We start from the raw sequence: 21,640 nt of genomic DNA on the forward strand, positions 1-21,640 counted from the left end.
AGTGAAAGATGAAAGCCATCCTACGCAGGCCGCGCCGGCGCCGCAATGTATTCAGCTCAACAATCGTGCATGCAGCGCCTCGGCCAGCAACCAGTCTTCGCGCGTGGTGAGCTTGAGGTTCAGCTTCTCGCCGGGAACCGCGCGCACCTCGTGGCCGGCGAGCAGGAACAGTTCGGTCGTGGACTGCACCTGCCAGCCCTCGCGCGCGCCGCGCTGAGTGAGTGCCCGCAGCAATGCGGTGGCGAAGGCCTGCGGCGTCTGCGACTGGCCGGCCTGCGTGCCCGGTAACGCCTGTGCCACGCGATCCTGCTGCAGCACGAGCCAGCGCACTTCGCCGGTGAGGCAGGCCGTGGCCGCGCCGGCGGGCACGGCGGCGGCGAGCACGCGGCGGGCGAGGTCCAGCGATGCGAAGGGGCGCGCGGCGTCCCACACCAGCGACCAGGGCCGCGTCGCCGCGGCCGCAAGCGCGAGCACGCTGTCCTGGCGCGTCGCCCCGCCGGCGACGCCGCGCGCGCCCGCCGGCGCCTGCATGCCGGGGGCGCAGGCCACGATCACTTCGGCGCCGAGCTGCCGTGCCTTGTCCACCACCCAGTCCACCACCGGGCGCCCGGCCAGGGGCAGGAGGGCCTTGGGGCCGAGACCGAGGCGCTCGCCCAGGCCCGCCGCGGGAACCAGCACCGACACGTCCTCCGGACGCGGCACGTCGTTCATGCGAGCGCCTCGCGCCAGCGGGCGAGCAAGGACTGCTCGCCGGCGCGGCCGGCGATCTGCTCCAGCAAGCGCCGCGTCTTGGCGAGGTCCCCGGTGAGCCAGCATTGCGCCAGGCGCTGCAGCGCCCAGCACCACCAGCTCAGGTTGATCTCGTGCACCGCGCGGTTGGACATCAGCGTGTCCCACTCGGGATCGGGCGTGCGCCAGTCGCCATAGAATGCCTCGAGCAGCGCCTGTGCCGGCGCGGGCCACCACGCCTTGCCGGCCGGCGTCTCGCGCTCGACGAGCTCCAGCCACGGCAGCAGCAGCAGGCGCTGGTGCGAAGGGGGCTTGCCGTACAGCCAGGCGCCGCCCTCGGTGCGCTGCGCGACGGCATTGCGGTAGAGGCCGAACAGGTCCACCGAACAGCCGGTGCGCGGCTCGACGTAGGTGGCCATGTTGGCGAAGGGCGGCACGTCGGTCGCGCGCTGCAGGCCCCATTGCTGCAGCAGGCGGCCGGCCAGCGCGAAGTCCTCCAGCCAGACGGCCAGGTCCGCATCCTTGTCGCCGGCCAGCAGGCGGCCGTCGCGCTCCAGCCCCAGCAAGGTGCCGGCGTAGGGAAAGACATGGCAGTCCGCGGCGTGGAAGCGCGCGAGCAGTTCCCAGACCAGCTGCAGGGCGCGCGTGGCATCCCACGGCGCCTCGGTGCGCTGCTGGCGCGGCACGAGCCCGGCGGCGGTCACTTCGGCCAGCGCGTCCAGCGTGGCGACGAGCCGCGCGTGCAGCGTCTCGAGGTCGCCAAGCAGCAGCGCGGCCCGGGCATCCGCCAGGCCCGATTCGATGCGCTGCAGGGCCGCTTCGGACATGCCGCGACTCTAGCCCAGCCTTAAGGCCATGACACCGGCGACGATGACCGCGGTGCCGAAGGCGCGCCGCAAGGTGAACGCTTCCTTCAGCAGCCAGGTGCCCAGCAGCGCCGCGAAGAGCACCGATGTTTCGCGCAGGGCCGCGATGGTCGCGACCGGCGCGCGCGTCATGGCCCACAAGGCGATGCCGTAGGAGGCCAGCGAAGCGCAGGCGCCCACCAGGGCCACGGGTGCGCGCTGGCGCGCGTACGGCCACGCACGCCCCCAGCCGCGCCGCGCCAGCACCAGCAGGCCGAAGGGCCAGCCCTCCAGCGCGAACAGGGCCGCCACATACTGCAGCGCATCGCCGGAGGCGCGCGTGCCGAGCGCATCCACCACCGTGTAGAGCGCGATCACCACCGCGTTGGCCAGCGCGAACGCGACCGCCCGCGGAGAATCCATCGCGTGCCGCGACAGGCCCAGCGCCAGCACGCCGCAGCTCACGGCCAGCACGCCAGCCCAGGCCAGCGGCGACGGCGTCTCGCCCACCGTCGCCGCCGCCGACAGCGCCACCAGCAGCGGCGCCGTGCCGCGCATTAAGGGGTAGGTGAGCCCCAACTCGCCGTGCTGGTAGGCGCCGACCAGCGCGATGTAGTAGCCGATGTGGATCGTGACGGAGGCCAGGATGTAGGGCCACGCCGACGGGTTGGGCAGGCCCACCGCGAGCACCAGCGGCAGCGCCACCAGCGAGGCCATGGTGTGGATCACCGCGGTGTCCAGGGCCTTGTCGCTGCTGGACTTGACGACCGCGTTCCAGCCCGCATGCAGCAGCGCGCCGCACAGCACCGCCGCCACCACGGGCCAGGTCAGGACCATGGCTTGCTGCAAGTTTCTCCTCCACGGACGACGCCACACAGCCGCGGCGAAGGCTGTCAAGATAGCAGACGCGAAGTGCAACGTTTGGGAGCGCCACCGGCCATGCAACACCCCGCCCTGGAAAAGCTGCGCAAGAGCCACGCCAGCAAGGTGAAGGTCGCCGTGAGCGACATCGACGGCGTGCTGCGCGGCAAGTACCTGCACATCGACAAGTTCGAGGGCGCGGCCGAAGGCGGCTTCGGCTTCTGCGACGTGGTGCTGGGTTGGGACATGCACGACGTCACCTACGACAACACCCAGGTCACGGGCTGGCAGCACGGCTTTCCCGACGCGCTGGCGCGCATCGACCTGGGCACCGCGCGCAACGTGCCCTGGGACAACGGCGTGCCCTTCTTCCTCGGCGAGTTCGTCAACGCCGACGGCTCGCCCCACCCGCTGTGCCCGCGCCAGACGCTCAAGCGCGTGCTGGCCCGCGCGGAAAAGCTGGGCTTCCAGCCGATGTGCGGCATGGAATTCGAGTGGTTCAACTTCCGCGAGGACCCGCACACCTGGGCCGCCAAGAACGGCCAGCCGCCGGAGCCGATCACGCCCGGCATGTTCGGCTATTCCATCCTGCGCATGGCCGACAACCCCGGCTTCTTCAATGCGCTGATGGACGAGATGCTGAGCTTCGGCGTGCCCATCGAGGGCCTGCACACCGAGACCGGCCCGGGCGTGTACGAAGTGGCGATCGGCTTTTCGACGGCGCTGGAGCAGGCGGACCGCGCGATCCTGTTCAAGACCGGCGCGCGCGAGATCGGCAAGCGCTTCGGCATCATGCCCACCTTCATGGCCAAGTGGAGCCCGAAGTTCCCCGGCTGCAGCGGCCATATCCACCAGAGCCTGTCGGACGGCAAGACCAACCTCTTCCACGACGCTGATTCGCCGCGCAAGATGAGCGCTCTGTTCGAGAGCTACCTCGCCGGCCAGGTCGCCTGCATGATGGAGTTCGGGCCGATGCTGTGGCCCACGATCAACAGCTACAAGCGGCTGGTCGACGGCTTCTGGGCGCCGGTCAAGCCGACCTGGGGCATCGACAACCGCACCGCCAGCTTCCGCGTGCTGGCCGGCTCGCCCAAGGCCACCCGGCTGGAGACGCGCTGCCCCGGCTCCGACGTGAATCCCTACCTGGCGATGGCGGCCGTGATCGCGGCGGGGATGCACGGGGTGGAGAAGGGCCTGAAGCTCACCACGCCGCCCATCACCGGCACCAACGTCGGCGGCGAGAACGTGCCGCGCGCACCGCGCACGCTGATCGAGACCACGCGCGTGTTCAGCAAGTCGGACATCGCGCGCAACTGGCTGGGCGACACCTTCGTCGATCATTTCGCCGCCACCCGCGACTGGGAATGGCGGCAGTGGCAGGATGCGGTGACCGACTGGGAATTGCGCCGCTACTTCGAGATCGTCTGAGGCGGCGCTCCTGCGCGAAGAACCCCATGCACCTGGACCCGAGATGAGCCTCTCCAGCTTCTCCTTTCCCACCGACATCCGCTTCGGCCCGGGCGCCCGCAAGGAAGTCGCGCGGCACCTGCAGGAGCAGGGCCTGCGGCGGCCGCTGGTCGTCACCGACCGCGGCCTGGCGGCGCTGCCCGCGCTGGCGGAATTCCAGTCGCACCTGGCCGGCCTCGACGTGCTCGTCTTCCCGGGCGTGTTCGGCAATCCCACGGCCAGCCAGGCGATGGCCGGGGCCGCCGCGTACAAGACGCATCGGGCCGACTGCGTGATCGGCATCGGCGGCGGTGCCGCGCTCGACGTGGCGAAGGTCGTCGGCGTGGCCGCCACGCACGACGGCGACATCCTCGAATACGCATGGGACCACCCGCGGGTGCGCGCCCTCACCAACCCGCTGCCGTACTTCGTCGCGCTGCCCACGACGGCGGGCACCGGCTCCGAGGTCGGGCGCTCCGCCGTGATCAGCGAGGACGAGACGCACCTCAAGCGCGTGATCTTCAGCCCGAAGATCCTGGCGAAGAAGGTGTTCGCGGACCCGGAACTCACGGTGGGCCTGCCGGCGCAGGTGACCGCCGCCACGGGCATGGACGCGCTCACCCACAACATCGAGAGCTACCTGTCGCCGGCGTACCACCCCCTGTGCGACGGCATCGCGCTGGAGGGCACGCGCATCGCCGCCCGCTCGCTGGTGCGCGCCGTGCGCGAGCCGGCCAACATCGACGCGCGCAGCGACATGATGATGGCCTCGATGATGGGCGCGATCGCGTTCCAGAAGGACCTGGGCGCGGTGCATTCCTGCGCGCACGCGCTGGGCGCCGTCTGCGACCTGCACCACGGTCTCGCCAACGCGCTGATGATCGAGACGGTGCTGGCCTGGAACATCGAGGCGGCGCCGGACAAGTTCGAGGAGCTGGCGCATGTCTGCCGCGTGGGCGGCGGCGGCCCGGGGCTGGTGCGCTGGCTGGGGCACCTGAAGCAGCAGATCGGGATCACGGGCACGCTGGCTTCGCACGGCGTCAAGCCGGAGCAGATCCCGCGGCTGGTGGAGATCGCGGTGAGGGACATCTGCCACCAGACCAATCCGCGGCCGGTCACGGCGGCGGATTTCGAGCGGCTGTTCGCGGCGGCGATGTGATGCGATGCGATGAACAGCGTGCTTGGCAGGCTGGCGGTGAGCGCCGAAGGCCGCGAACCCCAGCGATGGCGCGCAAGCGCCCCCACCCCCACCCTCCCCCAGAGGGGGAGGGAGCAAGACCATGGATAGACTGAAGATCGGCATCAGCGCCTGCTTCTTCCACCCCGATGGCGAGCGCAAGGCGGCGCCCTCCAAGACGCTGCTGTGGATCGAGCAGTCCACCGCGCACTGGGTGATGTCCGAAGGCGCGCTGCCGGTGATGGTGCCGTCCCTGAACGGCAAGACCTTCCGCGGCGAAGTCACCGTGCAGGATTACGCGCGCTGGCTCGACGGCCTCGTGATGCACGGTGGCGCCGACGTCTGGCCGGGCAGCTACGGCGAGCAGCCCCTGCGCCCCGAATGGCACGGCGACCGCGTGCGCGACGAATACGAGATCGCGCTCGTGCAGGCCTTCAGCGCCGCGGGCAAGCCGGTATTCGGCATCTGCCGCGGCATGCAGCTGATCAACGTGGCGCACGGCGGCACCCTGTACCAGGACATCCGCACCCAGAAGCCCGGCGCACTCGTGCACCGCGATGCGGAGATCTACGACCTGAACTTCCACGAGGTGGACATCCTGCGCGACACGCGGCTGGCCAGCCTGCTGCAGCCGGGGCGCCACAAGATCAACAGCGTGCACCACCAGGGCGTCAAGGACGTGGCGCCCGGCTTCGTCGTGGAGGCCCTGTCGCCCGTGGACGGCGTGATCGAGGCGATCCGCCAAGCCGGCGGCCCCTGGGTTGCCGCCGTCCAGTGGCATCCCGAGTTCCATCGTCCGGAGCTCGGCGTGATCGACGACACGCCGCTGCTGCGCGACTTCCTGGCGGCCGCCCGCGCGGCGCGCGACACGACATGAGCACTCTCGAGATCCGCAACCCCGCCAACGGCGAACTGGTCATCGCCCTGCCCGCCGACGACGCCGCGAGCGTGGCGGCGAAAGCGCAGGCCGCGCGCGCCGCGCAACCCGCCTGGGCCGCGCGGCCCTTGTCCGAGCGCCTGGACTGCCTGCGCGCGTTCCGCGCCGCGGTCGTCGCGCAGCTCGAAGCGCTGGCTGCGACGATGACGCGCGAGACCGGCAAGCCGATCCGCATGTCGCGCAACGAGCTCAACGGCCTGCTGCCCCGCATCGACTTCTTCCTGGCCGAGTGCGAGCAGGCGATCGCGTCCGAGACCGTGTACGACGAAGGCGGCATGCGCGAGCAGATCGAGCACGTGCCGCTGGGCGTGGTGGCCAACATCTCGGCCTGGAACTACCCGTGGTTCGTCGGCTGCAACGTGATCCTGCCGGCGCTGGCGACGGGCAATGCGGTGCTGTACAAGCCCTCGGAGTATTCGACGCTCACGGGGCTGGAGATCGCGCGCCTGCTGCACGAGGCCGGCGTGCCGCGGCAGGTGATGGCGTGCCTGGTCGGCGGCGGCGAGGTCGGCGCCGCGCTGCTCGCGCAGGACGTCGACGGCGTGTTCTTCACCGGCTCGCATGCCACCGGCAAGCGCATCGCCGAGGCGGTGGGCGGCCGCTTCGTCAAGCTCCAGCTCGAGCTGGGCGGCAAGGACCCGACCTACGTGCGCGAGGACGCCGACCCGAAGGCCGCGGCCGAATCGCTGGCCGACGGCGCCATGTACAACACCGGCCAGAGCTGTTGCTCGGTGGAGCGCATCTACGTGCACGAGAAGATCCACGACGCCTTCGTCGAGGCCTTCGTGCAGGTGGTCGGCGGCTTCCGCATGGGCGACCCTGTGGGCGAGGACACCTACATCGGCCCGCTGACGCGCCTGCCGCAGCTCGACGTGCTGGCCGCGCAGGTGGAAGACGCGCGGCAGAAGGGCGCCACGGTGCTCACCGGCGGGCGCGTCGGCGGCGGCTCGGGCAACTGGTTCGAGCCCACCGTGGTGGTGAACGTCGACCACACGATGGAGATCATGCGCGAGGAGAGCTTCGGCCCCGTGATCGGCATCCAGAAGGTGCGCGACGACGCCGAAGCGATCCGGCTGATGAACGACACCCGCTACGGCCTCACCGCCGGCGTCTACACGCCTGACGAGGCGCGGGCGCGCCGCATCCTGTCGCAGGTGCATGCGGGCAGCGTGTACTGGAACTGCTGCGACCGCGTGAGCCCGCGCCTGCCGTGGAGCGGCGTGGGGGATTCGGGCGTGGGGCTGACGCTGTCGAAGTACGGCATCCAGGCCTTCACGCGGACGAAGGCCTGGCACCTGCGCAGCGGGTCGTGAAACGAACGGCTGTTTCGTAGGCTGGCGCTGACCGCGCGCAACGCGCGCCGGGAAGCCCGGCGCTTCGCGCGTCGCTGGGGTTCACGCGCTGCGCGGTTCACCCCAGCCTACACCCAGTCCCCGTCGCGCAACTCGCGCGTGAGCCACGCACAGAAGATCGGCGCCGCCACCAGGCCCGACACGCCGAAGGCCGACTCCAGCAGCAGCATGGCCGTGAGCATCGCGTAGGTGGGCACGTTGGTGCGGCCGCCGACGATGCGCGCATTCAGGAAGTACTCCAGCTTGTGGATCACCACCAGGAACACGAGCGAGGCGACGCCCAGCCACACCGATACCGTCAGCGCCGCGATCGTGATGGCCGAATTCGACAGCAGGTTGCCCACGATCGGGATCAGCCCGCCGAAGAAGGTGAAGCCGACCAGCGTCGGCGCCAGCGGAATCCGGTAACCCAGCGCGGGCAGCAGCACCAGCAGGTAGAGGGCGGTCAGCGCGGCGTTGATCAGCGAGATGCGCAACTGCGCCGAGAACACGTCGCCGAAGGCGTTGGCGAGCTGCAGCATGCGCGCCTGCGCCAGCACGGCGAGGGGGCGGCGCGCCTGCGCGGCATCGGCATTGCGCGCCGCCGTGGCCGCCATCAGGCCGATGGCCAGGCCCAGCAGGATGTGCACCAGGATCTTCAGCGCCTCGCCGCCCCAGCGCTGCACTTCGCCGGAGTGCTCGCGCAGCCACCGGCTCACCGCGTGCTGGACGGCGTCGGCCGACTCGGGCAGGCGCTCGACGACCCAGGGCGGGGCCGTGAGCCGCAACTGGTCGAGCGTGTCGGCCACCAGGTCCATGAGGCGCCCGAGGCCGCCCGACTTGAACAGCAGCTCGGCGCCGGCGGCGAAGAGCAGGCCGAGGCCGGCCACCGCGATCGTGACCATCACCCAGCGCAGCGTGCGCTTGCCCCAGGATCCCTGGGCCGGCCCGGTGAAGTCGCGCACGCGCCGGTACAGCACGAAGCCGGCAAGACCCGCGAACAGCGCGGACAGCAGGTGCAGGTACAGCAGCCCCAGCAGCACGACGGCCGCGATCACGATGCTGCGCAGGCGCAGCCGCTCGAGTTCGGGCGTCGTTTCGGACGGGCTGAGGGGGCGCTTCACCGGCTCATTGTGCCCCGCCACCTGCAGCGCTGGGGTTCTCGCGCCTCGCGGCTCGCCACCGGCCTACGCGGGCCGGCCGTACAGCGCGGTGAAGCTCGCCTTGGCGATCGTGTTCGCGTTGATCATGAAGCCGGCCAGCGCCGCGGTCGCATCCTCGGGGATGTCGAGGCGGTCGGTCTTGAGCGCATGCACGGTGAACACGTAGCGGTGCGGCTTGTCGCCCGGCGGCGGGCACATGCCGCCCCAGCCGTTGAAGCCGTAGTCGATGCGCACCTGGCGCGCGCCGGAAGGCAGGTTCGCACCGCTGTGGTTGCCGGCGTCCGGCTTCAGCTCGGTGACGCTCGCCGGCAGGTTGATCACGACCCAGTGCCACCAGCCGGAGCCGGTGGGCGCGTCGGGGTCGTAGACGGTCAGCGCGAAGCTCTTCGTGCCGGCCGGCGCGCCGCTCCACTTCAGCGCCGGCGAGCGGTTCTCGCCGGTGCAGCCGAACACGTTGGCCTCGAAGCGCTGGTCGATCATGGCGCCCGGGCGGATGTCCGGGCTTTCCAGCTTGAACTCGCTCATGGTGGCTCCCTTGCGGTGAGGATCACTTCGCCTTCGGCCGCCCGTACTTGGCCGTGAAGCTGGCCTTGGCGACCGAGTTGGCGTTGATCATGAAGCCGGCCAGCGCCGCCGTCGCGTCCGGCGGGATGTCCAGCTTGTCGGTCTTCAGGGCGTGCACGGTGAAGACGTAGCGATGCGGCTTGTCGCCCGGGGGCGGGCAGGCGCCGCCCCAGGCCGCGACGCCGTAGTCGATGCGCACCTGGCGCGCCCCCTGCGGCAGGTTGGCGTTGCTCGCGTTGCCGGCATCGGGCTTGAGCTCGGTGGTGTTCGCGGGGATGTTGATGACGGACCAGTGCCACCAGCCTGAGCCGGTGGGCGCATCGGGGTCGTACACCGTGACGGCGAAGCTCTTGGTGTCCTTCGGCGCGCCGCTCCACTTCAGCGCGGGCGACTTGTTCTCGCCGCCGCAGCCGAACACGTTGGCTTCGAACTTCTTGTCCATCATGCCGCCCGCCTTGATGTCGGGGCTTTCCAGCTTGAAGCCGGCGGCGTGGGCGCCGAAGGCGGCGAACGCAATCGCGGCGGCCGCGATGAGGGTGCGCGTCATCGATCCTCCTGATCGTTGGGGTGTGTGGGACCGCGATGATGCTACGAAGCCGCGCACTTGTCTCCGATCGGCGGGCGCCTGCCACCGTCCGGCAGCGCGCGCGACCAAGCTTGACATCCAGGCTCGACCAATGTTACAAATTGTGATATGGACCACCTCTCCCCCGACGAGCGCCGCATCGTCTACGCGCGCCTCGTCCGGGGTTACGCCGACACCGCGGCCGTCGGCCAGCCGGCGGAGGCCCAATGGGAGTGGTTGATGGCGGCCCATGTCGTGGGCCAGCACGATGCCGGGCTGCACTTCGACAGCCACTGCCGGATGCTCGAACTGGCACGCCGCAGCCGCGACTGGCGCGAGGCCGCGGGCCAGGTGCTGCGCATCGCGCTGCTGCCGCTGGGGCACCTGCTCGGGCGCATCCCGGTGGGCAACATCGGCCGCGCGACGGTGCGCGTCACGCAGCCGATGCAGCCGCCGGAGGCGGTGCAGGTGCTGATCGACGTGGCGACGCTGGCGACGAAGCTGCCGGAGGCGCGGTAGGCGAGGGAGCGCCCCCACCCCGGCCCTCCCCCAGAGGGGAGGGAGGAAGGCGATCAGTCGGAGGACAGGTGCTTGCCGACGATCCCCGCCAGCTCGAACATCGAGACCTGGTTCTTGCCGAACAGGGGCTTGAGCTTCGCGTCGGCGTTGATCGCGCGCTTGTCCTTCTTGTCCTGCAGGCCGTGGGCCTTGATGTAGTCCCAGATCTTCTTGATCACCTCGGTGCGCGCGATCGGCTCCGCGCCCACCACGGCTGCGAGTTCGGCGCTGGGCTTGAGGCCCGCGCCGGTCTTCCTCGGCGCCGCGGCCTTCCTGGCCGGGGCCTTCTTCGCGGCCGGTGCGGCCACCTTCTTCGCCGCCTTCGCGGTCGCCTTCTCCTGCGAAGGCGGTGACTTCGCCGCGGCCTTGGCCGTCGCGGTCTTCGCGCTCGCCGCACCCGCCGTCTTGCGCGGCGGGAACTTGGAGGCGCGCGGCTCGAACTCGAAGTTCACCTTGCCCGCTTCCGCGTCCCAGGCCAGGAAGGCCTTGAACGAGCGGCGCGTGCGCATCGAGACGAACTTGTCCAGCAGGTCGGTCTTGCCGGTGGCCAGCAGCTTGGCCATCTGCTCGCGCTCCACCGGCTGCTGCAGGATGATCTTGCCGCTGCGGAAATCGCAGGTGGGCGCGGGGTGCTTCTCGGTGGGCACCGAGCGCTCGCACACGTAGTTGCTGCCCCACTCGAAGACCTGGTGGCCGCACTTGGGGCAGGGCCCCAGCGGCTCCTGCGCCGACAGGTCGACGATCTCGCCGGTGGCGGCCGGGTCCTTGTCCTCGCCGAAGTCGAACTCCAGCTTCCAGTTGCGGTCGGTCTCGTCGTACACGAGGGCCAGTTCCGCCGTGAAGGGCCAGCCGGCCTTGGAGCGGAAGCCCTGCAGCGGCCCGATGCGCTTGTCGCGCAGGAACTGCTCCACTTCGTCCAGCTCGAACGCGCGCCCCGCCGGGATCTTGGTGAACGAGAAGCCGCAGGGCTCCAAGCCCCTGCCGCCCACGCAGTTGTAGCGGCGGTAGGTCTCCTGCACCACGCCGCCGCAATTGGGGCACGGCGTCTTGAGCGTCGCGTAGTCCCCCGGGACGGTGTCGCGGTCGTACTCCTTGGCCTTCATGACGATGCGCTTCGTCATGTCGGCGATCTCGCGCATGAACTGGTCGCGCGAGAGCTTGCCGTGCTCCATCTGCGCCAGCTTGTATTCCCACTCGCCGGTCAGCTCGGGCTTGCTCAGTTCCTCCACGCCCAGCCCGCGCAGGAGGGTCATGAGCTGGAACGCCTTGGCCGTGGGGATCAGCTCGCGGCCCTCGCGCAGCATGTACTTCTCGTTGATCAGGCCTTCGATGATGGCCGCGCGGGTGGCCGGCGTGCCCAGGCCCTTTTCGGCCATGGCCTCGCGCAGCTCGTCGTCCTCCACGAACTTGCCCGCGCCCTCCATCGCGCCGAGCAGCGTCGCTTCGCTGTAGCGCGCCGGCGGGCGCGTCTTCAGGCCCTTGGCCTCGACGGACTCGGTATCGACCTTTTCGCCCGGCTGCACCGGCACCAGGTTCTGGCCCTTGTCGCCTTCCTTGGCGCCTTCCACCTCGTCGGCCGCCTCCTTGCCGTAGATGGCGAGCCAGCCCGGCCTGACCAGCACCTTGCCCTCGGTGCGGAAGCGGTGGCCCGCCGCCTCGCTGATGCGGGTGGTGACCATGTATTCGGCGCTCGGGAAGAACACCGCGAGGAAGCGCCGCACGACCAGGTCATAGACCTTCTGCTCCGCCTCCGACAGGCCGCTGGGCGCCTGCAGCGTGGGGATGATGGCGAAGTGGTCCGAGACCTTGCTGTCGTCGAACACGCGCTTGATCGGCTTGACGTACTGCTCCGCGATCGCCTGCTTGGCGAAGGGCGCCAGGTGCGCCATGCCGCTGGACGCCAGCATGCCCATCGTGTCGTGCACCACCTTCACGTAGTCGCCCGGCAGGTGGCGCGAATCCGTCCGCGGATAGGTCAGCGCCTTGTGCCGCTCGTACAGCGACTGCGCCAGCGCCAGCGTGGTCTTGGCCGAATAGCCGAAGCGGCCGTTGGCCTCGCGCTGCAGGGAGGTCAGGTCGAACAGGCCCGGCGCCGCCTGGGTGCTGGGCTTGGATTCCTCCGTGACGGTCGCCTTCTGGCCGCGCACGGCATCGGCGATCGCGCGTGCTTCCTGCTCGTTCCAGACGCGGTCGGCCCGCTTCTCGGCGTCTTCCGGGTCCTTCTTCCAGTTCGGGTCGAACCACTTGCCCGGGTACTCGCCAGCCTGGGCCGCGAAGTTGGCGTGGACTTCCCAGTAGTCGCGGCTGATGAACTTGCGGATCTGCTCCTCGCGCTCCACCACGATCGCCAGCGTGGGCGTCTGCACGCGGCCCACCGTGGTGAGGAAGAAGCCGCCGTCGCGCGAGTTGAAGGCGGTCATCGCGCGGGTGCCGTTGATGCCCACCAGCCAGTCGGCCTCCGAGCGCGAACGGGCCGCGTCCGCCAGGCCTTCCATCTGCCTTTCGCTGCGCAGCTTCTCGAAGCCCTCGCGGATCGCCTGCGGCGTCATGGACTGCAGCCACAGGCGGCGCACCGGCTTGTGCGAGCCCGCCTTCTTCGCCTTGCCGGGGCTGTCGCCCTCGAAGGCGAACTGCTCGATCAGGCGGAAGATCAGCTCGCCTTCGCGCCCCGCGTCGCAGGCGTTCACCAGCTCGGTCACGTCCTTGCGGCGCGCGAGCTTGACCACCGCGTTCAGGCGCGACTTGGTCTTGTCCACCGGTTTCAGGTCGAAATACGGCGGGATCACCGGCAGGTGGGCGAAGCTCCACTTGCCGCGCTTGACGTCGAATTCCTCCGGCGCGTGGATCTCCACCAGGTGGCCCACGGCGCTGGTGACGATGTACTTCTCGTTCTCGAAGTGCTCGTCATGCTTGTCGAACTTGCCGGCCACCGGCGTCAGCGCCCGGACGATGTCCTGCGCAACGGAAGGCTTTTCGGCAATCACCAATGTTTTCACGGACCAACCCGGACGCCTTGCGGCGCCACGTTCCTCACGTTCTTACAATCGCGCTTTCCTCGCGTGCGCACACGCGCACGCGCATACGCGTACGAAACCAAGTTAACAGAATTTCCTCCATGCCCGCCAGAGCCGCCGCCGCACCGAAAACCAACCGCCGCATCCAGGTCCGCAAATCGGGGGTGCACGGCAAGGGCGTGTTCGCCCTGCAGGACATCCCCGAGGGCGAGACGCTGATCGAATACGTGGGCGAGGTCATCACGTGGAAGGAGGCCCAGCGCCGCCACCCGTGGAATCCCGAGGATCCGAACCATACCTTCTATTTCCATGTCGACGACAAGCGCGTGATCGACGCCGCGGTGGGCGGCAACGCCGCGCGCTGGATCAACCACTCCTGCAACCCGAACTGCGAAGCCGACGAGGTCGAAGGGCGCATCTTCATCAAGTCGCTGCGCAACATCAAGGCCGGCGAGGAGCTGAACTACGACTACGGCCTGATCATCGACGAGCCGTACACGAAGAAGCTCAAGGCGGAGTACCCCTGCTGGTGCGGCAGCAGGAACTGCCGCGGCACGCTGCTGGCGCCCAAGCGCGGCAAGCGCTGAGCACACCGTGACCATCAGGTGGCCGGCGGAGGCGATCTGGGAGGCGGTGGCGCCGCTGGTGCCCGGCTTCACGGTCGAAGTGCTGCCGCAGCTCGACTCGACCAACACCGAACTGATGCGCCGCTCGCGCGGCGGGGCGGCCGATCCCGTGCTGCTGGTGGCCGAGGAGCAGACGGCGGGGCGCGGGCGGCTGGGGCGGGGCTGGCACAGCGCGGCCGGGGATTCGCTGACCTTCTCGCTGGGCCTGCCGCTGGCGCCGGCGGACTGGTCCGGCCTGTCGCTCGCCGTCGGGGTGGGCGTGGCGGAAAGCCTGGATCCGGCGATCCGCCTCAAGTGGCCGAATGACCTGTGGGTCGGGGACCGCAAGCTGGGCGGGATCCTGATCGAGACGGCGAGTTTCGGCGACGGCGCCAGCGGCGCGCGCTACGCGGTGATCGGCATCGGGCTGAACATCGCACCACGCTCCGCCGAAGGCCTCTCCACCCCGCCGGCCGCGTTGCGCGAACTGCTGCCGCACGCCGGCGCCCCGGAGGTCCTGCAGCTGGTCGCCGCGCCGCTGGTGGCCGAAGTGCTGCGCTTCGCCCGGAGCGGCTTCGCGCCCTGCCAGGCCCGGTTCGACGCGCGCGATGCGCTGCGCGGGCGTGCCGTCACGCTCAGCGACGGCACCGAGGGCGTGGCGCAGGGCGTGAACGCCTCGGGCAGCCTGCTGGTGCATACTGCGGCCGGCCTGCAGGCCGTGAGCAGCTCGGAGGTGAGCGTGCGGCCGGCGGCGCCCTGAATCCACCCATGCTGCGCCTGATCGTCCTGCTGCTCCTGCTCGCCAACGGCGGCTACTACGCGTGGTCGCGCGGGCTGCTGCAGCCCTGGGGCGTGGGGCCGCTGCAGCAGTCGGAGCCCCAGCGCCTGCAGCAGCAGATCCAGCCCGAGGCGGTGCGCATCCTGCGGCCGGACGAACTCCAGCGCGTGCAGGAGCAGGTGGCCCAGGGCCCGCGCCCGGCCGAATGCCTGGCGACGCCCATGCTCGACGAGCCGCAGCTGGCACAACTGGGCACCGCACTGCAGACATGGCCCGCCGGCTCGTGGAGGTTCGAGACCGTGGTGGAGCCGCCGCGCTGGATCGTGTACATGGGCAAGTACGCCGACGTGGAACTGCTGGCGCGCAAGCGCGCCGAGCTGCGGCAGCTCGGGATCTCCTTCGAGGCCCCCACCAACCCGCAGCTGGAGCCCGGGCTGTCGCTGGGGACCTATGCCAACGAGCCCTCGGCGCTGCAGCAGCTCGACATCCTCGCGGCCAAGGGCGTGCGCACCGCCCGCGTGATGCAGGACCGCCCGGAGCAGCGCGGCCAGCGCCTGCTGCTGCCCGCGGTGGACGATGCCCTGCGAGCGCACCTGGACGAACTGAAGACCGCCCTCGGCGCCAAGGCCCTGCGGCCCTGCCGCTGAACCCACCAAGGAGACCCACCGATGTCGCTCAAGCTCTATTTCGCTCCCGGCGCCTGTTCCTTCGTGCCGCACAGCCTGCTGGAAACGGCAGGCGCCGCGTTCGAGCCGGTGATGGTGAAGCTGCACAAGGGCGAGCAGAACGAGGAGCCGTTCCGCTCGCTCAATCCGCGCGGGCAGGTGCCGGTGCTGGTGGAGGGGGGCGAGGTGATCACCCAGATCCTGGCCATCATCCAGCACATCGACGCCAGGTTTCCGGAGCAGCAGTTCCTGCCGCGCGAGACGCTGGCGCGCACCCGCGTGCTGGAGACGCTCGCGTGGATGAACAACACGGTGCATCCGACCTTCACGCACGTGTTCATGCCGCACAAGTTCGCCGGCACGCCGGAAGCGCAGGCCGAGGTCAAGGCCTTCAACGCCAGGGTGTACGCGGGGTATCTCGGCGAGATCGAGGCGCTGGCGCGCAAGGCGGCGGAGCGCGGCCGGCCCTGGCTGGGGGGCGAGCGCCTGGGGCCGCTGGACGTGTACGCGCTGACCCTGCTGCGCTGGGGCGGCTTCGCGCAGATCGACCCGGCCAGTTACCCGGCGCTGTGGGCCCACGTGCAGAAGGTGGCGCAGCAGCCCGGCGTGGCGCGCGCGATCGAGCGCGAGCGCCTGCAGCTGAACCTGTACAAGCCGGCCTGAATTCCCGTCGTTCCCGCGGAGGCGGGAATCCAGGGCTCCCGATGCTGCGCGCTGCGCGCGCAGTGCCGGATCCCCGCCTGCGCGGGGATGACGGGGATGGAGTTACGCGCGAGCCGCGCCCTCCTCGGCCGGCACGGGGGTGTCGGCATCCGGCGGCGCGAAGCGCACCGTCACGCGCGTGCCCGGCGGGTTCTGCCCCGGGCGGGCGTCCTCCAGCTCGATCGTGGCCCCGTGCTGGCGGGCGATCTCCTGCACGATCGGCAGGCCCAGCCCCGAACCGTCGACGTTGGTGCCCAGCGCTCGGTAGAAGGGCTGGAACACCAGTTCGCGCTCGGCCTCGGGGATCCCCGGGCCGGTGTCCTCCACCTGCAGCACCAGCACCTGCCCGAAGGGGTCGGCGAGGACGCGGGCCGTGACCACGCCCGGCTGCTGGTCGGTCGAGGGCGTGTAGTTGACCGCGTTGTCCAGGAGGTTGCGCACCAGCTCATTCAGCAGGGTCGGGTTGCCGTGCAGCCGCACGCCGGGAAAGCCCGGCTCCGGGCCGTCGTAGCCGATGTCGATGTGCTTGTCCATCGCGCGCGGCACGGTGTCGCGCACCGCCTCGGTCACGATCTCGATCAGGTCGCAGGGCTGGCGCACCAGCACCTTGCCGCTGTTCTCCGCCCGCGCCAGGGCCAGCAGCTGGTTCACGGTGTGGGTGGCGCGCATGCTGGAGCGGCCGATCTGCTTGAGCGACTGCTTCAGTTCCTCGGGATGGAACTGCTCGCGCTGCGCCAGGTCGGCCTGCATGCGCAGCCCCGCCAGCGGTGTCTTGAGCTGGTGGGCCGCGTCGGCGAGGAAGCGCTTCTGCGTGGCGATGGAGCTGGTCAGGCGCGTGAGCAGGTCGTTGACCGACGACACCAGCGGTGCCACTTCCAGCGGCACCACCTTTTCGTCCAGCGGGCTCAGGTCGTCGGGCTTGCGCGCGCGGATGCGCTCCTCCAGCTCCGACAGGGGCTTGATGCCGCGCACCAGCGCCATCCACACCAGCAGCACCGCCAGCGGCAGGATGGCCAGCTGCGGCAGCATCACGCCCTTGATGATCTCGGTGGCGAGCACGGAACGCTTTTCGCGCGTCTCGGCCACCTGCACCAGGGCGGCCTGCACGCCGGGCACGTCGACGCGCACCCAGGTGTAGGCCACGCGCACGCCCACGCCGCGCATCTCGTCGTCGCGCAGGCGCGTCTCGCCCGGGGCGGGGCGCTCGTCGTCGGGCGGCGGCGGGAAGTCGCGCTCGCCCGAGAGCAGTTCGCCGCGCGAGCCGAGCACCTGGTAATAGACCTGGTCGGCGTCGTCCGCGCGCAGGATCTCGCGCGCCGGCTGCGGCAGGTTGAAGGCGGCGCGCCGGCCCTGCACCGTGACGAGCTGCGCGAGGGCCTGCACGTTGTATTCGAGCGCGCGGTCGAAGGGCTTGCCGGCGATGCTCTGGGCCACCAGCCAGGTGAGCGCCAGGCTCACCGGCCACAGCAGCAGCAGCGGCGTGAGCATCCAGTCCAGGATCTCGCCGAAGAGCGAGCGTTGCTCACGCTGGAAGATTTTCATGCCGGGACATCGTGCAGGGCGGGTTTCGTAGGCTGGCGGTGAGCCGCGCCGGCGCGCGAACCCCGGCGATGCGCCAGGCGCCGGGGTTCGGCGCTGCGCGCGCTCACCGCCAGCCTACAGGAGCACGGCCCGTGCCTTCCTTACTGGATCTTCTCGAGACAGTAGCCCAGCCCCCGCACCGTCGCAATGCGGATCGGCCCCTTCTCGATCTTCTTGCGCAGGCGGTGGATGTACACCTCGATGGCGTTGTTGCTCACCTCTTCGCCCCACTCGCACAGGCGCTCCACGAGCTGGTCCTTGCTGACGAGCCGGCCGGCGCGCTGCAGCAGCACTTCCAGCAGCCCCAGCTCGCGGGCCGAGAGTTCGACCATCTTGCCGTCGATGGTCGCCACGCGGCCGGCCTGGTCGTACACCAGGGGGCCGTGCTTGATCGTGGCGGTGGTGGCCCCCATGCCGCGGCGGGTGAGCGCGCGCACGCGCGCCTCCAGCTCCGACAGGGCGAAGGGCTTGGCCATGTAGTCGTCGGCGCCGAGGTCGAGGCCCTTGACGCGCTCCTCGATCGCGTCGGCCGCGGTGAGGATCAGCACCGGCATGGTCGAGCCGCGGGCGCGCAGCTTGCGCAGCACTTCCAGCCCGTGCATCCGGGGCAGGCCCAGGTCCAGGATCAGGAGGTCGAACTCGTTGTTCGTCATCAGGGCCGCGTCGGCCTCGGAGCCGCTGGCGACGTGGTCGACGGCCGCACCCGCCGCGCGCAGGCTGCGCAGCAGACCGTCGGCGAGCACCTGGTCGTCTTCCGCGATGAGGATCCGCATGCTTGTCTCCTGTGAAGCCTGCGCCGGGCGCGACTGTCGGCCGGATTCTAGGTGGCCGGTTCGCCACCCGACTGACGTGGATCAGTTCGCCGCGCTGCTCACGCGCTGCCGCCGGCGTAAGCCTCCAGCCCGAGCGCCACGACAGTCGCCACGTCGCCGCCCACTTCGGCGCGGAACTCCTGCTCGGCCTGCGCCACCGCGTCCTTGAAGGCCTGCAGCCAGGCCAGGCCCGTCGGGGTGAACCGGACCAGCCGGGCGCGCGCATCGCGCGGGTCGGGTTCGCGCTGCACCAGGCCCCAGGCTTCGCACTGGTCCACCAGGTCGCCCATGGCCTGCTTGCTCATTCCGGCGCGCTGCGCCAGGTCGGTCAGGCGCGTGCCCTGCAGCTCGAGGTGGCGCGTGATGTGGATGTGGGCCGCGCTCACCTGCGCGCGGGCGGCGAGGTTGGACAACGCCAGCGGGACATCGATGTTGTGCGCCATCAGGTGCAGCACGCGTTCGTCGAAGCGCCGCATGGCCTCGCCGAGCAGGCGCCCGAGATGCGTCAGCCGCCAGCCTTCGTCCAGTGCATTCATGCACAAATCGTAAGGCAAACTGACCAAAAAACCTGTTGTCCGTTTCCAAGCTGGCTCGTTACATTACTGGCCATGCATCCAGCCTGTGCTTGAATCCAGCTGGAAGGCCGCAACAACCCATTGATTCCCAAGGAGAAACCGAGATGGACGCCCAAGTGAAGGGATCGAGGATCGCCCCCGCCGACAACGAGAAGGCCAAGGCCCTCGCCGCCGCGCTGGCCCAGATCGAGAAGCAGTTCGGCAAGGGCACGATCATGCGGCTCGGCGAAGGCGAGAAGATCGAGGACATCCAGGTCGTCTCCACGGGCTCGCTGGGCCTGGACATCGCGCTGGGCGTCGGCGGCCTGCCGCGCGGCCGCGTGATCGAGATCTACGGGCCGGAGTCCTCGGGCAAGACCACGCTCACGCTGCAGGTCATCGCCGAGATGCAGGCCCAGGGCGGCCAGTGCGCCTTCGTCGACGCCGAACACGCGCTGGACATCCAGTACGCGCAGAAGCTGGGCGTGCACGTGTCCGACCTGCTGATCTCCCAGCCCGATACCGGCGAGCAGGCGCTCGAGATCGTCGACAGCCTGGTGCGCTCCGGCGCGGTGGACCTGATCGTGATCGACTCCGTGGCGGCCCTGGTGCCCAAGGCGGAAATCGAAGGCGAGATGGGCGACTCGCTGCCCGGCCTGCAGGCGCGCCTCATGAGCCAGGCGCTGCGCAAGCTCACCGCCACGATCAAGAAGACCAACTGCATGGTCATCTTCATCAACCAGATCCGCATGAAGATCGGCGTGATGTTCGGCAGCCCCGAGACCACCACCGGCGGCAACGCGCTGAAGTTCTACGCCTCCGTGCGCCTGGACATCCGCCGCACCGGCACCATCAAGAAGGGCGAGGAGGCCATCGGCAACGAGACCAAGGTGAAGGTCGTGAAGAACAAGGTGGCGCCCCCGTTCAAGACGGCGGAATTCGACATCCTGTTCGGCGAGGGCATCAGCCGCGAGGGCGAGATCATCGACATGGGCGTGGCCAACCAGGTGCTGGAGAAGTCGGGCGCCTGGTACGCCTACGCCGGCGAGAAGATCGGCCAGGGCCGCGACAACGCGCGCGAGTTCCTGCGCGAGAACCCGGAGCTGGCCCGCGAGATCGAGAACAAGGTGCGCGACAGCCTGGGCATCCCGCTGCTGCCGCCGGACGTCGAGAAGGCCGAATAAGGCGCGGGGGAAGGCGATCATGGCCTTCGGCCAGTTGTCGGTGAAGGGCCGCGCGCTCAAGCTGCTGGCCGGCCGCGAGTACTCGCGGCTGGAGCTGCAGCGCAAGCTGGCCGCCAAGGAGCCGGATCCGGGCGAGATCCAGCGGGCGCTGGACGAACTGCAGGCCAGGGGATTCCTCGACGAACAGCGCGTGGTGGATTCCATCGTGCACCGGCGCGCGGGCCGCGTGGGCACCGGTCGCATCCGGCAGGAACTGCAGGCCAAGGGCATAGACGCGGAGCGCGTCGCCGTGGCGGTGGCGAGCCTGAACGCGACCGAGTTCGAGCGTGCCCGCGAGGTGTGGCGGCGCAAGTTCGGGGTGTTGCCGGAGGATGCCGCGCAGCGCGCGAAGCAGGCGCGCTTCCTCGCGGCGCGCGGATTCAGCGGGGAGGTCGTGCGGCGGGTGCTGAACACGCCGGACGACGAATAGGCGCGCTGGGGTTCGCGCAGCTCACCGCCAGCCTACGCGCCGGCTGCTCGTGCGCCAAGGGTGGCGACGGAGGTCGCAGGCTGGCGGCGAGCCGCGCCAGCGCGCGAACCCCAGCGTTCCCCGTCAAACCCCGAGCATCAGCTTCAGGTTCTGCACCGCCGCCCCGCTCGCCCCCTTGCCCAGGTTGTCCAGCCGCGCGATCAGCACCGCGTGCGCGTAGTCCATGTTGTGGTACACGCGCAGTTCCATCTTGTTGGTGTCGTTCAGCGCCTGCGGCTCCAGCTTGCCGTCCTCGGTCGGCGGCTCCACCGTGACCCACTCGCTGCCTTCGTAGTGGCGCCTGAGCACGGTCTCGAGGTCGGACGGCGTGGGTTTGCCGGGTAGCGTGTTCAGGTGCAGCGGCAACTGCACCAGCATGCCCTGGCGGAAGTTGCCCACCGAGGGCACGAAGATCGGCCGGCGCACCAGGCCCGTGTACTTCATGATCTCCGGCAGGTGCTTGTGCTTCAGCCCCAGCGCATACAGCTCGTACGCGGGCGCCTGGCCTGCCTCGTACGCTTCGATCATCGAGCGCCCGCCGCCCGAATAGCCGCTCACCGAAGGCAGCACCACGGGGTAGTCGGTGGGCAGCACGCCGGCATCCACCAGCGGGCGCAGCAGCGCGATCGCGCCGGTGGCGTAGCAACCCGGGTTGCTCACGCGCTCCGCTTTCGCGACGGCTTCGCGCTGCCCCGGCGCCAGCTCGGGAAAGCCGAACACCCAGCCTTCGGCCGTGCGGTGCGCGGTGGACGCATCGATGATCCGCGGCTTCTTCCCGCCGGCGCGGCCGATCTCCTCGATCATCGCGGCGGACTCGCGCGCGGCCTCGTCGTGCAGGCAGAAGATCACGAGGTCCACGCGCGCCATCAGATCGCGCTTGGCGGCGGGGTCCTTGCGCTTGTCCGGCGCGATGCTCACGAGTTCGATCTGCGGCATCGTCGCCAGCCGCTCGCGGATCTGGAGGCCGGTGGTGCCGGCCTCTCCATCAATGAAGACCTTGGGCATCGTTTTTCCTATAGCAACTGCTTATGGTGACTGTAAGTCCCAAGTCGGATTTGGTG

General features: G+C 70.0%; 22 protein-coding genes. 11 read left to right on the plus strand and 11 right to left on the minus strand.

The features are described from left to right. Positions 1–51: 51 nt before the first annotated feature. From WG923_RS04500 to WG923_RS04510, 3 genes are read right to left on the minus strand one after another with little or no spacing between them, the layout of a single operon-like run. A complete protein-coding gene (locus WG923_RS04500) occupies positions 52–711 on the minus strand; it encodes an IspD/TarI family cytidylyltransferase (protein ID WP_340349738.1) in 660 nt (219 codons plus the stop codon). After that, positions 708–1,556, minus strand: coding sequence for a hypothetical protein (locus WG923_RS04505; RefSeq protein WP_340349739.1), 849 nt, complete (start codon positions 1,554–1,556; stop codon positions 708–710). The genes WG923_RS04500 and WG923_RS04505 overlap by 4 nt, the downstream gene beginning before the upstream one ends. Positions 1,557–1,565: 9 nt before the next feature. Continuing rightward, complete coding sequence (locus tag WG923_RS04510; protein ID WP_340349740.1) at positions 1,566–2,411, minus strand: EamA family transporter; 846 nt, start codon at positions 2,409–2,411, stop codon at positions 1,566–1,568. Between the two features lie 102 nt (positions 2,412–2,513). Between WG923_RS04510 and WG923_RS04515 the strand changes: the two genes are divergently transcribed. The 4 genes from WG923_RS04515 to WG923_RS04530 all read left to right on the plus strand — a co-directional run bounded on the left by WG923_RS04515 (position 2,514) and on the right by WG923_RS04530 (position 7,308). Next, positions 2,514–3,863: a glutamine synthetase family protein gene (locus WG923_RS04515; RefSeq protein WP_340349741.1), complete on the plus strand. Its 1,350-nt coding sequence runs from the start codon at positions 2,514–2,516 to the stop codon at positions 3,861–3,863. Between the two features lie 43 nt (positions 3,864–3,906). Next, complete coding sequence (locus WG923_RS04520) at positions 3,907–5,040, plus strand: iron-containing alcohol dehydrogenase (protein ID WP_340349742.1); 1,134 nt, start codon at positions 3,907–3,909, stop codon at positions 5,038–5,040. Positions 5,041–5,161: 121 nt separating this feature from the next. Further along, positions 5,162–5,935 carry a gamma-glutamyl-gamma-aminobutyrate hydrolase family protein gene (locus WG923_RS04525; protein WP_340349743.1) on the plus strand — a complete coding sequence of 258 codons (774 nt, stop codon included), beginning with the start codon at positions 5,162–5,164 and terminating at the stop codon, positions 5,933–5,935. After that, a complete protein-coding gene (locus tag WG923_RS04530; RefSeq protein ID WP_340349744.1) occupies positions 5,932–7,308 on the plus strand; it encodes an aldehyde dehydrogenase family protein in 1,377 nt (458 codons plus the stop codon). The genes WG923_RS04525 and WG923_RS04530 overlap by 4 nt, the downstream gene beginning before the upstream one ends. Positions 7,309–7,415: 107 nt before the next feature. Here the strand turns inward: WG923_RS04530 and WG923_RS04535 are convergent, their stop codons facing one another. The 3 genes from WG923_RS04535 to WG923_RS04545 all read right to left on the minus strand — a co-directional run bounded on the left by WG923_RS04535 (position 7,416) and on the right by WG923_RS04545 (position 9,600). After that, positions 7,416–8,450 (minus strand): AI-2E family transporter, encoded by a 1,035-nt coding sequence (locus WG923_RS04535; protein ID WP_340349745.1) that lies wholly within the window; start codon positions 8,448–8,450, stop codon positions 7,416–7,418. Positions 8,451–8,513: 63 nt separating this feature from the next. Further along, a complete protein-coding gene (locus WG923_RS04540; protein ID WP_340349746.1) occupies positions 8,514–9,014 on the minus strand; it encodes a YbhB/YbcL family Raf kinase inhibitor-like protein in 501 nt (166 codons plus the stop codon). 22 nt (positions 9,015–9,036) lie between these two features. Beyond that, positions 9,037–9,600, minus strand: coding sequence for a YbhB/YbcL family Raf kinase inhibitor-like protein (locus tag WG923_RS04545; RefSeq protein WP_340349747.1), 564 nt, complete (start codon positions 9,598–9,600; stop codon positions 9,037–9,039). Between the two features lie 147 nt (positions 9,601–9,747). Here WG923_RS04545 and WG923_RS04550 point away from each other — a divergent pair, with 147 nt between their 5' ends. Continuing rightward, the gene (locus WG923_RS04550; RefSeq protein ID WP_340349748.1) at positions 9,748–10,137 is read left to right on the plus strand and encodes a DUF3703 domain-containing protein; all 390 of its coding nucleotides are present in this window, start codon (positions 9,748–9,750) and stop codon (positions 10,135–10,137) included. A 53-nt stretch (positions 10,138–10,190) separates the two neighbouring features. Here WG923_RS04550 and WG923_RS04555 read toward each other — a convergent pair whose 3' ends face one another. Then, positions 10,191–13,172 carry a DNA topoisomerase III gene (locus WG923_RS04555; protein ID WP_340349749.1) on the minus strand — a complete coding sequence of 994 codons (2,982 nt, stop codon included), beginning with the start codon at positions 13,170–13,172 and terminating at the stop codon, positions 10,191–10,193. A gap of 119 nt (positions 13,173–13,291) precedes the next feature. On the opposite strand from WG923_RS04555, the gene WG923_RS04560 reads away from it, so the two are divergent. From WG923_RS04560 to WG923_RS04575, 4 genes are read left to right on the plus strand one after another with little or no spacing between them, the layout of a single operon-like run. Beyond that, entirely contained in the window at positions 13,292–13,777 is a 486-nt protein-coding gene (locus tag WG923_RS04560) for an SET domain-containing protein (protein WP_340349750.1), read from the plus strand. Positions 13,778–13,790: 13 nt separating this feature from the next. Then, positions 13,791–14,555 (plus strand): biotin--[acetyl-CoA-carboxylase] ligase, encoded by a 765-nt coding sequence (locus tag WG923_RS04565; RefSeq protein ID WP_340349784.1) that lies wholly within the window; start codon positions 13,791–13,793, stop codon positions 14,553–14,555. 8 nt (positions 14,556–14,563) lie between these two features. Beyond that, positions 14,564–15,220 (plus strand): SPOR domain-containing protein, encoded by a 657-nt coding sequence (locus tag WG923_RS04570; protein ID WP_340349751.1) that lies wholly within the window; start codon positions 14,564–14,566, stop codon positions 15,218–15,220. A 21-nt stretch (positions 15,221–15,241) separates the two neighbouring features. After that, positions 15,242–15,901, plus strand: coding sequence for a glutathione S-transferase family protein (locus WG923_RS04575; protein WP_340349752.1), 660 nt, complete (start codon positions 15,242–15,244; stop codon positions 15,899–15,901). Between the two features lie 102 nt (positions 15,902–16,003). On the opposite strand, the gene WG923_RS04580 is transcribed toward WG923_RS04575, so the two are convergent. From WG923_RS04580 to WG923_RS04590, 3 genes are all read right to left on the minus strand, one after another. Then, positions 16,004–17,482 (minus strand): sensor histidine kinase, encoded by a 1,479-nt coding sequence (locus WG923_RS04580; RefSeq protein WP_340349753.1) that lies wholly within the window; start codon positions 17,480–17,482, stop codon positions 16,004–16,006. Positions 17,483–17,622: 140 nt separating this feature from the next. Continuing rightward, positions 17,623–18,294, minus strand: a complete 672-nt coding sequence (locus WG923_RS04585) for a response regulator transcription factor (protein WP_340349754.1) — start codon at positions 18,292–18,294, stop codon at positions 17,623–17,625. A 98-nt stretch (positions 18,295–18,392) separates the two neighbouring features. Next, positions 18,393–18,869, minus strand: a complete 477-nt coding sequence (locus WG923_RS04590) for a MarR family winged helix-turn-helix transcriptional regulator (RefSeq protein ID WP_340349755.1) — start codon at positions 18,867–18,869, stop codon at positions 18,393–18,395. A gap of 143 nt (positions 18,870–19,012) precedes the next feature. Between WG923_RS04590 and recA the strand changes: the two genes are divergently transcribed. Both recA and recX read left to right on the plus strand, forming a co-directional pair. Beyond that, the gene (gene recA, locus WG923_RS04595; protein ID WP_340349756.1) at positions 19,013–20,071 is read left to right on the plus strand and encodes a recombinase RecA; all 1,059 of its coding nucleotides are present in this window, start codon (positions 19,013–19,015) and stop codon (positions 20,069–20,071) included. A 19-nt stretch (positions 20,072–20,090) separates the two neighbouring features. Next, positions 20,091–20,540: a recombination regulator RecX gene (gene recX, locus WG923_RS04600; RefSeq protein WP_340349757.1), complete on the plus strand. Its 450-nt coding sequence runs from the start codon at positions 20,091–20,093 to the stop codon at positions 20,538–20,540. A 123-nt stretch (positions 20,541–20,663) separates the two neighbouring features. Here the strand turns inward: recX and argC are convergent, their stop codons facing one another. Further along, on the minus strand, positions 20,664–21,584 hold the full coding sequence (gene argC, locus WG923_RS04605; protein ID WP_340349758.1) for an N-acetyl-gamma-glutamyl-phosphate reductase: 921 nt from the start codon (positions 21,582–21,584) through the stop codon (positions 20,664–20,666). Between the last annotated feature and the right edge of the window lie 56 nt (positions 21,585–21,640).

The organism is Ramlibacter sp. AN1133, assembly GCF_037890035.1.
Lineage (GTDB): Bacteria > Pseudomonadota > Gammaproteobacteria > Burkholderiales > Burkholderiaceae_C > Ramlibacter.

Coding starts and splice junctions, on each gene's coding strand:
- WG923_RS04500 (WP_340349738.1), bottom strand. CDS start 711: ATGAACGACGTGCCGCGTCCGGAGGACGTGTCGGTGCTGGTTCCCGCG.
- WG923_RS04540 (WP_340349746.1), bottom strand. CDS start 9,014: ATGAGCGAGTTCAAGCTGGAAAGCCCGGACATCCGCCCGGGCGCCATG.
- WG923_RS04580 (WP_340349753.1), bottom strand. CDS start 17,482: ATGAAAATCTTCCAGCGTGAGCAACGCTCGCTCTTCGGCGAGATCCTG.
- argC (WP_340349758.1), bottom strand. CDS start 21,584: ATGCCCAAGGTCTTCATTGATGGAGAGGCCGGCACCACCGGCCTCCAG.
- recX (WP_340349757.1), top strand. CDS start 20,091: ATGGCCTTCGGCCAGTTGTCGGTGAAGGGCCGCGCGCTCAAGCTGCTG.
- recA (WP_340349756.1), top strand. CDS start 19,013: ATGGACGCCCAAGTGAAGGGATCGAGGATCGCCCCCGCCGACAACGAG.
- WG923_RS04510 (WP_340349740.1), bottom strand. CDS start 2,411: ATGGTCCTGACCTGGCCCGTGGTGGCGGCGGTGCTGTGCGGCGCGCTG.
- WG923_RS04520 (WP_340349742.1), top strand. CDS start 3,907: ATGAGCCTCTCCAGCTTCTCCTTTCCCACCGACATCCGCTTCGGCCCG.
- WG923_RS04590 (WP_340349755.1), bottom strand. CDS start 18,869: ATGAATGCACTGGACGAAGGCTGGCGGCTGACGCATCTCGGGCGCCTG.
- WG923_RS04530 (WP_340349744.1), top strand. CDS start 5,932: ATGAGCACTCTCGAGATCCGCAACCCCGCCAACGGCGAACTGGTCATC.
- WG923_RS04575 (WP_340349752.1), top strand. CDS start 15,242: ATGTCGCTCAAGCTCTATTTCGCTCCCGGCGCCTGTTCCTTCGTGCCG.
- WG923_RS04560 (WP_340349750.1), top strand. CDS start 13,292: ATGCCCGCCAGAGCCGCCGCCGCACCGAAAACCAACCGCCGCATCCAG.
- WG923_RS04570 (WP_340349751.1), top strand. CDS start 14,564: ATGCTGCGCCTGATCGTCCTGCTGCTCCTGCTCGCCAACGGCGGCTAC.
- WG923_RS04545 (WP_340349747.1), bottom strand. CDS start 9,600: ATGACGCGCACCCTCATCGCGGCCGCCGCGATTGCGTTCGCCGCCTTC.
- WG923_RS04525 (WP_340349743.1), top strand. CDS start 5,162: ATGGATAGACTGAAGATCGGCATCAGCGCCTGCTTCTTCCACCCCGAT.
- WG923_RS04585 (WP_340349754.1), bottom strand. CDS start 18,294: ATGCGGATCCTCATCGCGGAAGACGACCAGGTGCTCGCCGACGGTCTG.
- WG923_RS04515 (WP_340349741.1), top strand. CDS start 2,514: ATGCAACACCCCGCCCTGGAAAAGCTGCGCAAGAGCCACGCCAGCAAG.
- WG923_RS04505 (WP_340349739.1), bottom strand. CDS start 1,556: ATGTCCGAAGCGGCCCTGCAGCGCATCGAATCGGGCCTGGCGGATGCC.
- WG923_RS04550 (WP_340349748.1), top strand. CDS start 9,748: ATGGACCACCTCTCCCCCGACGAGCGCCGCATCGTCTACGCGCGCCTC.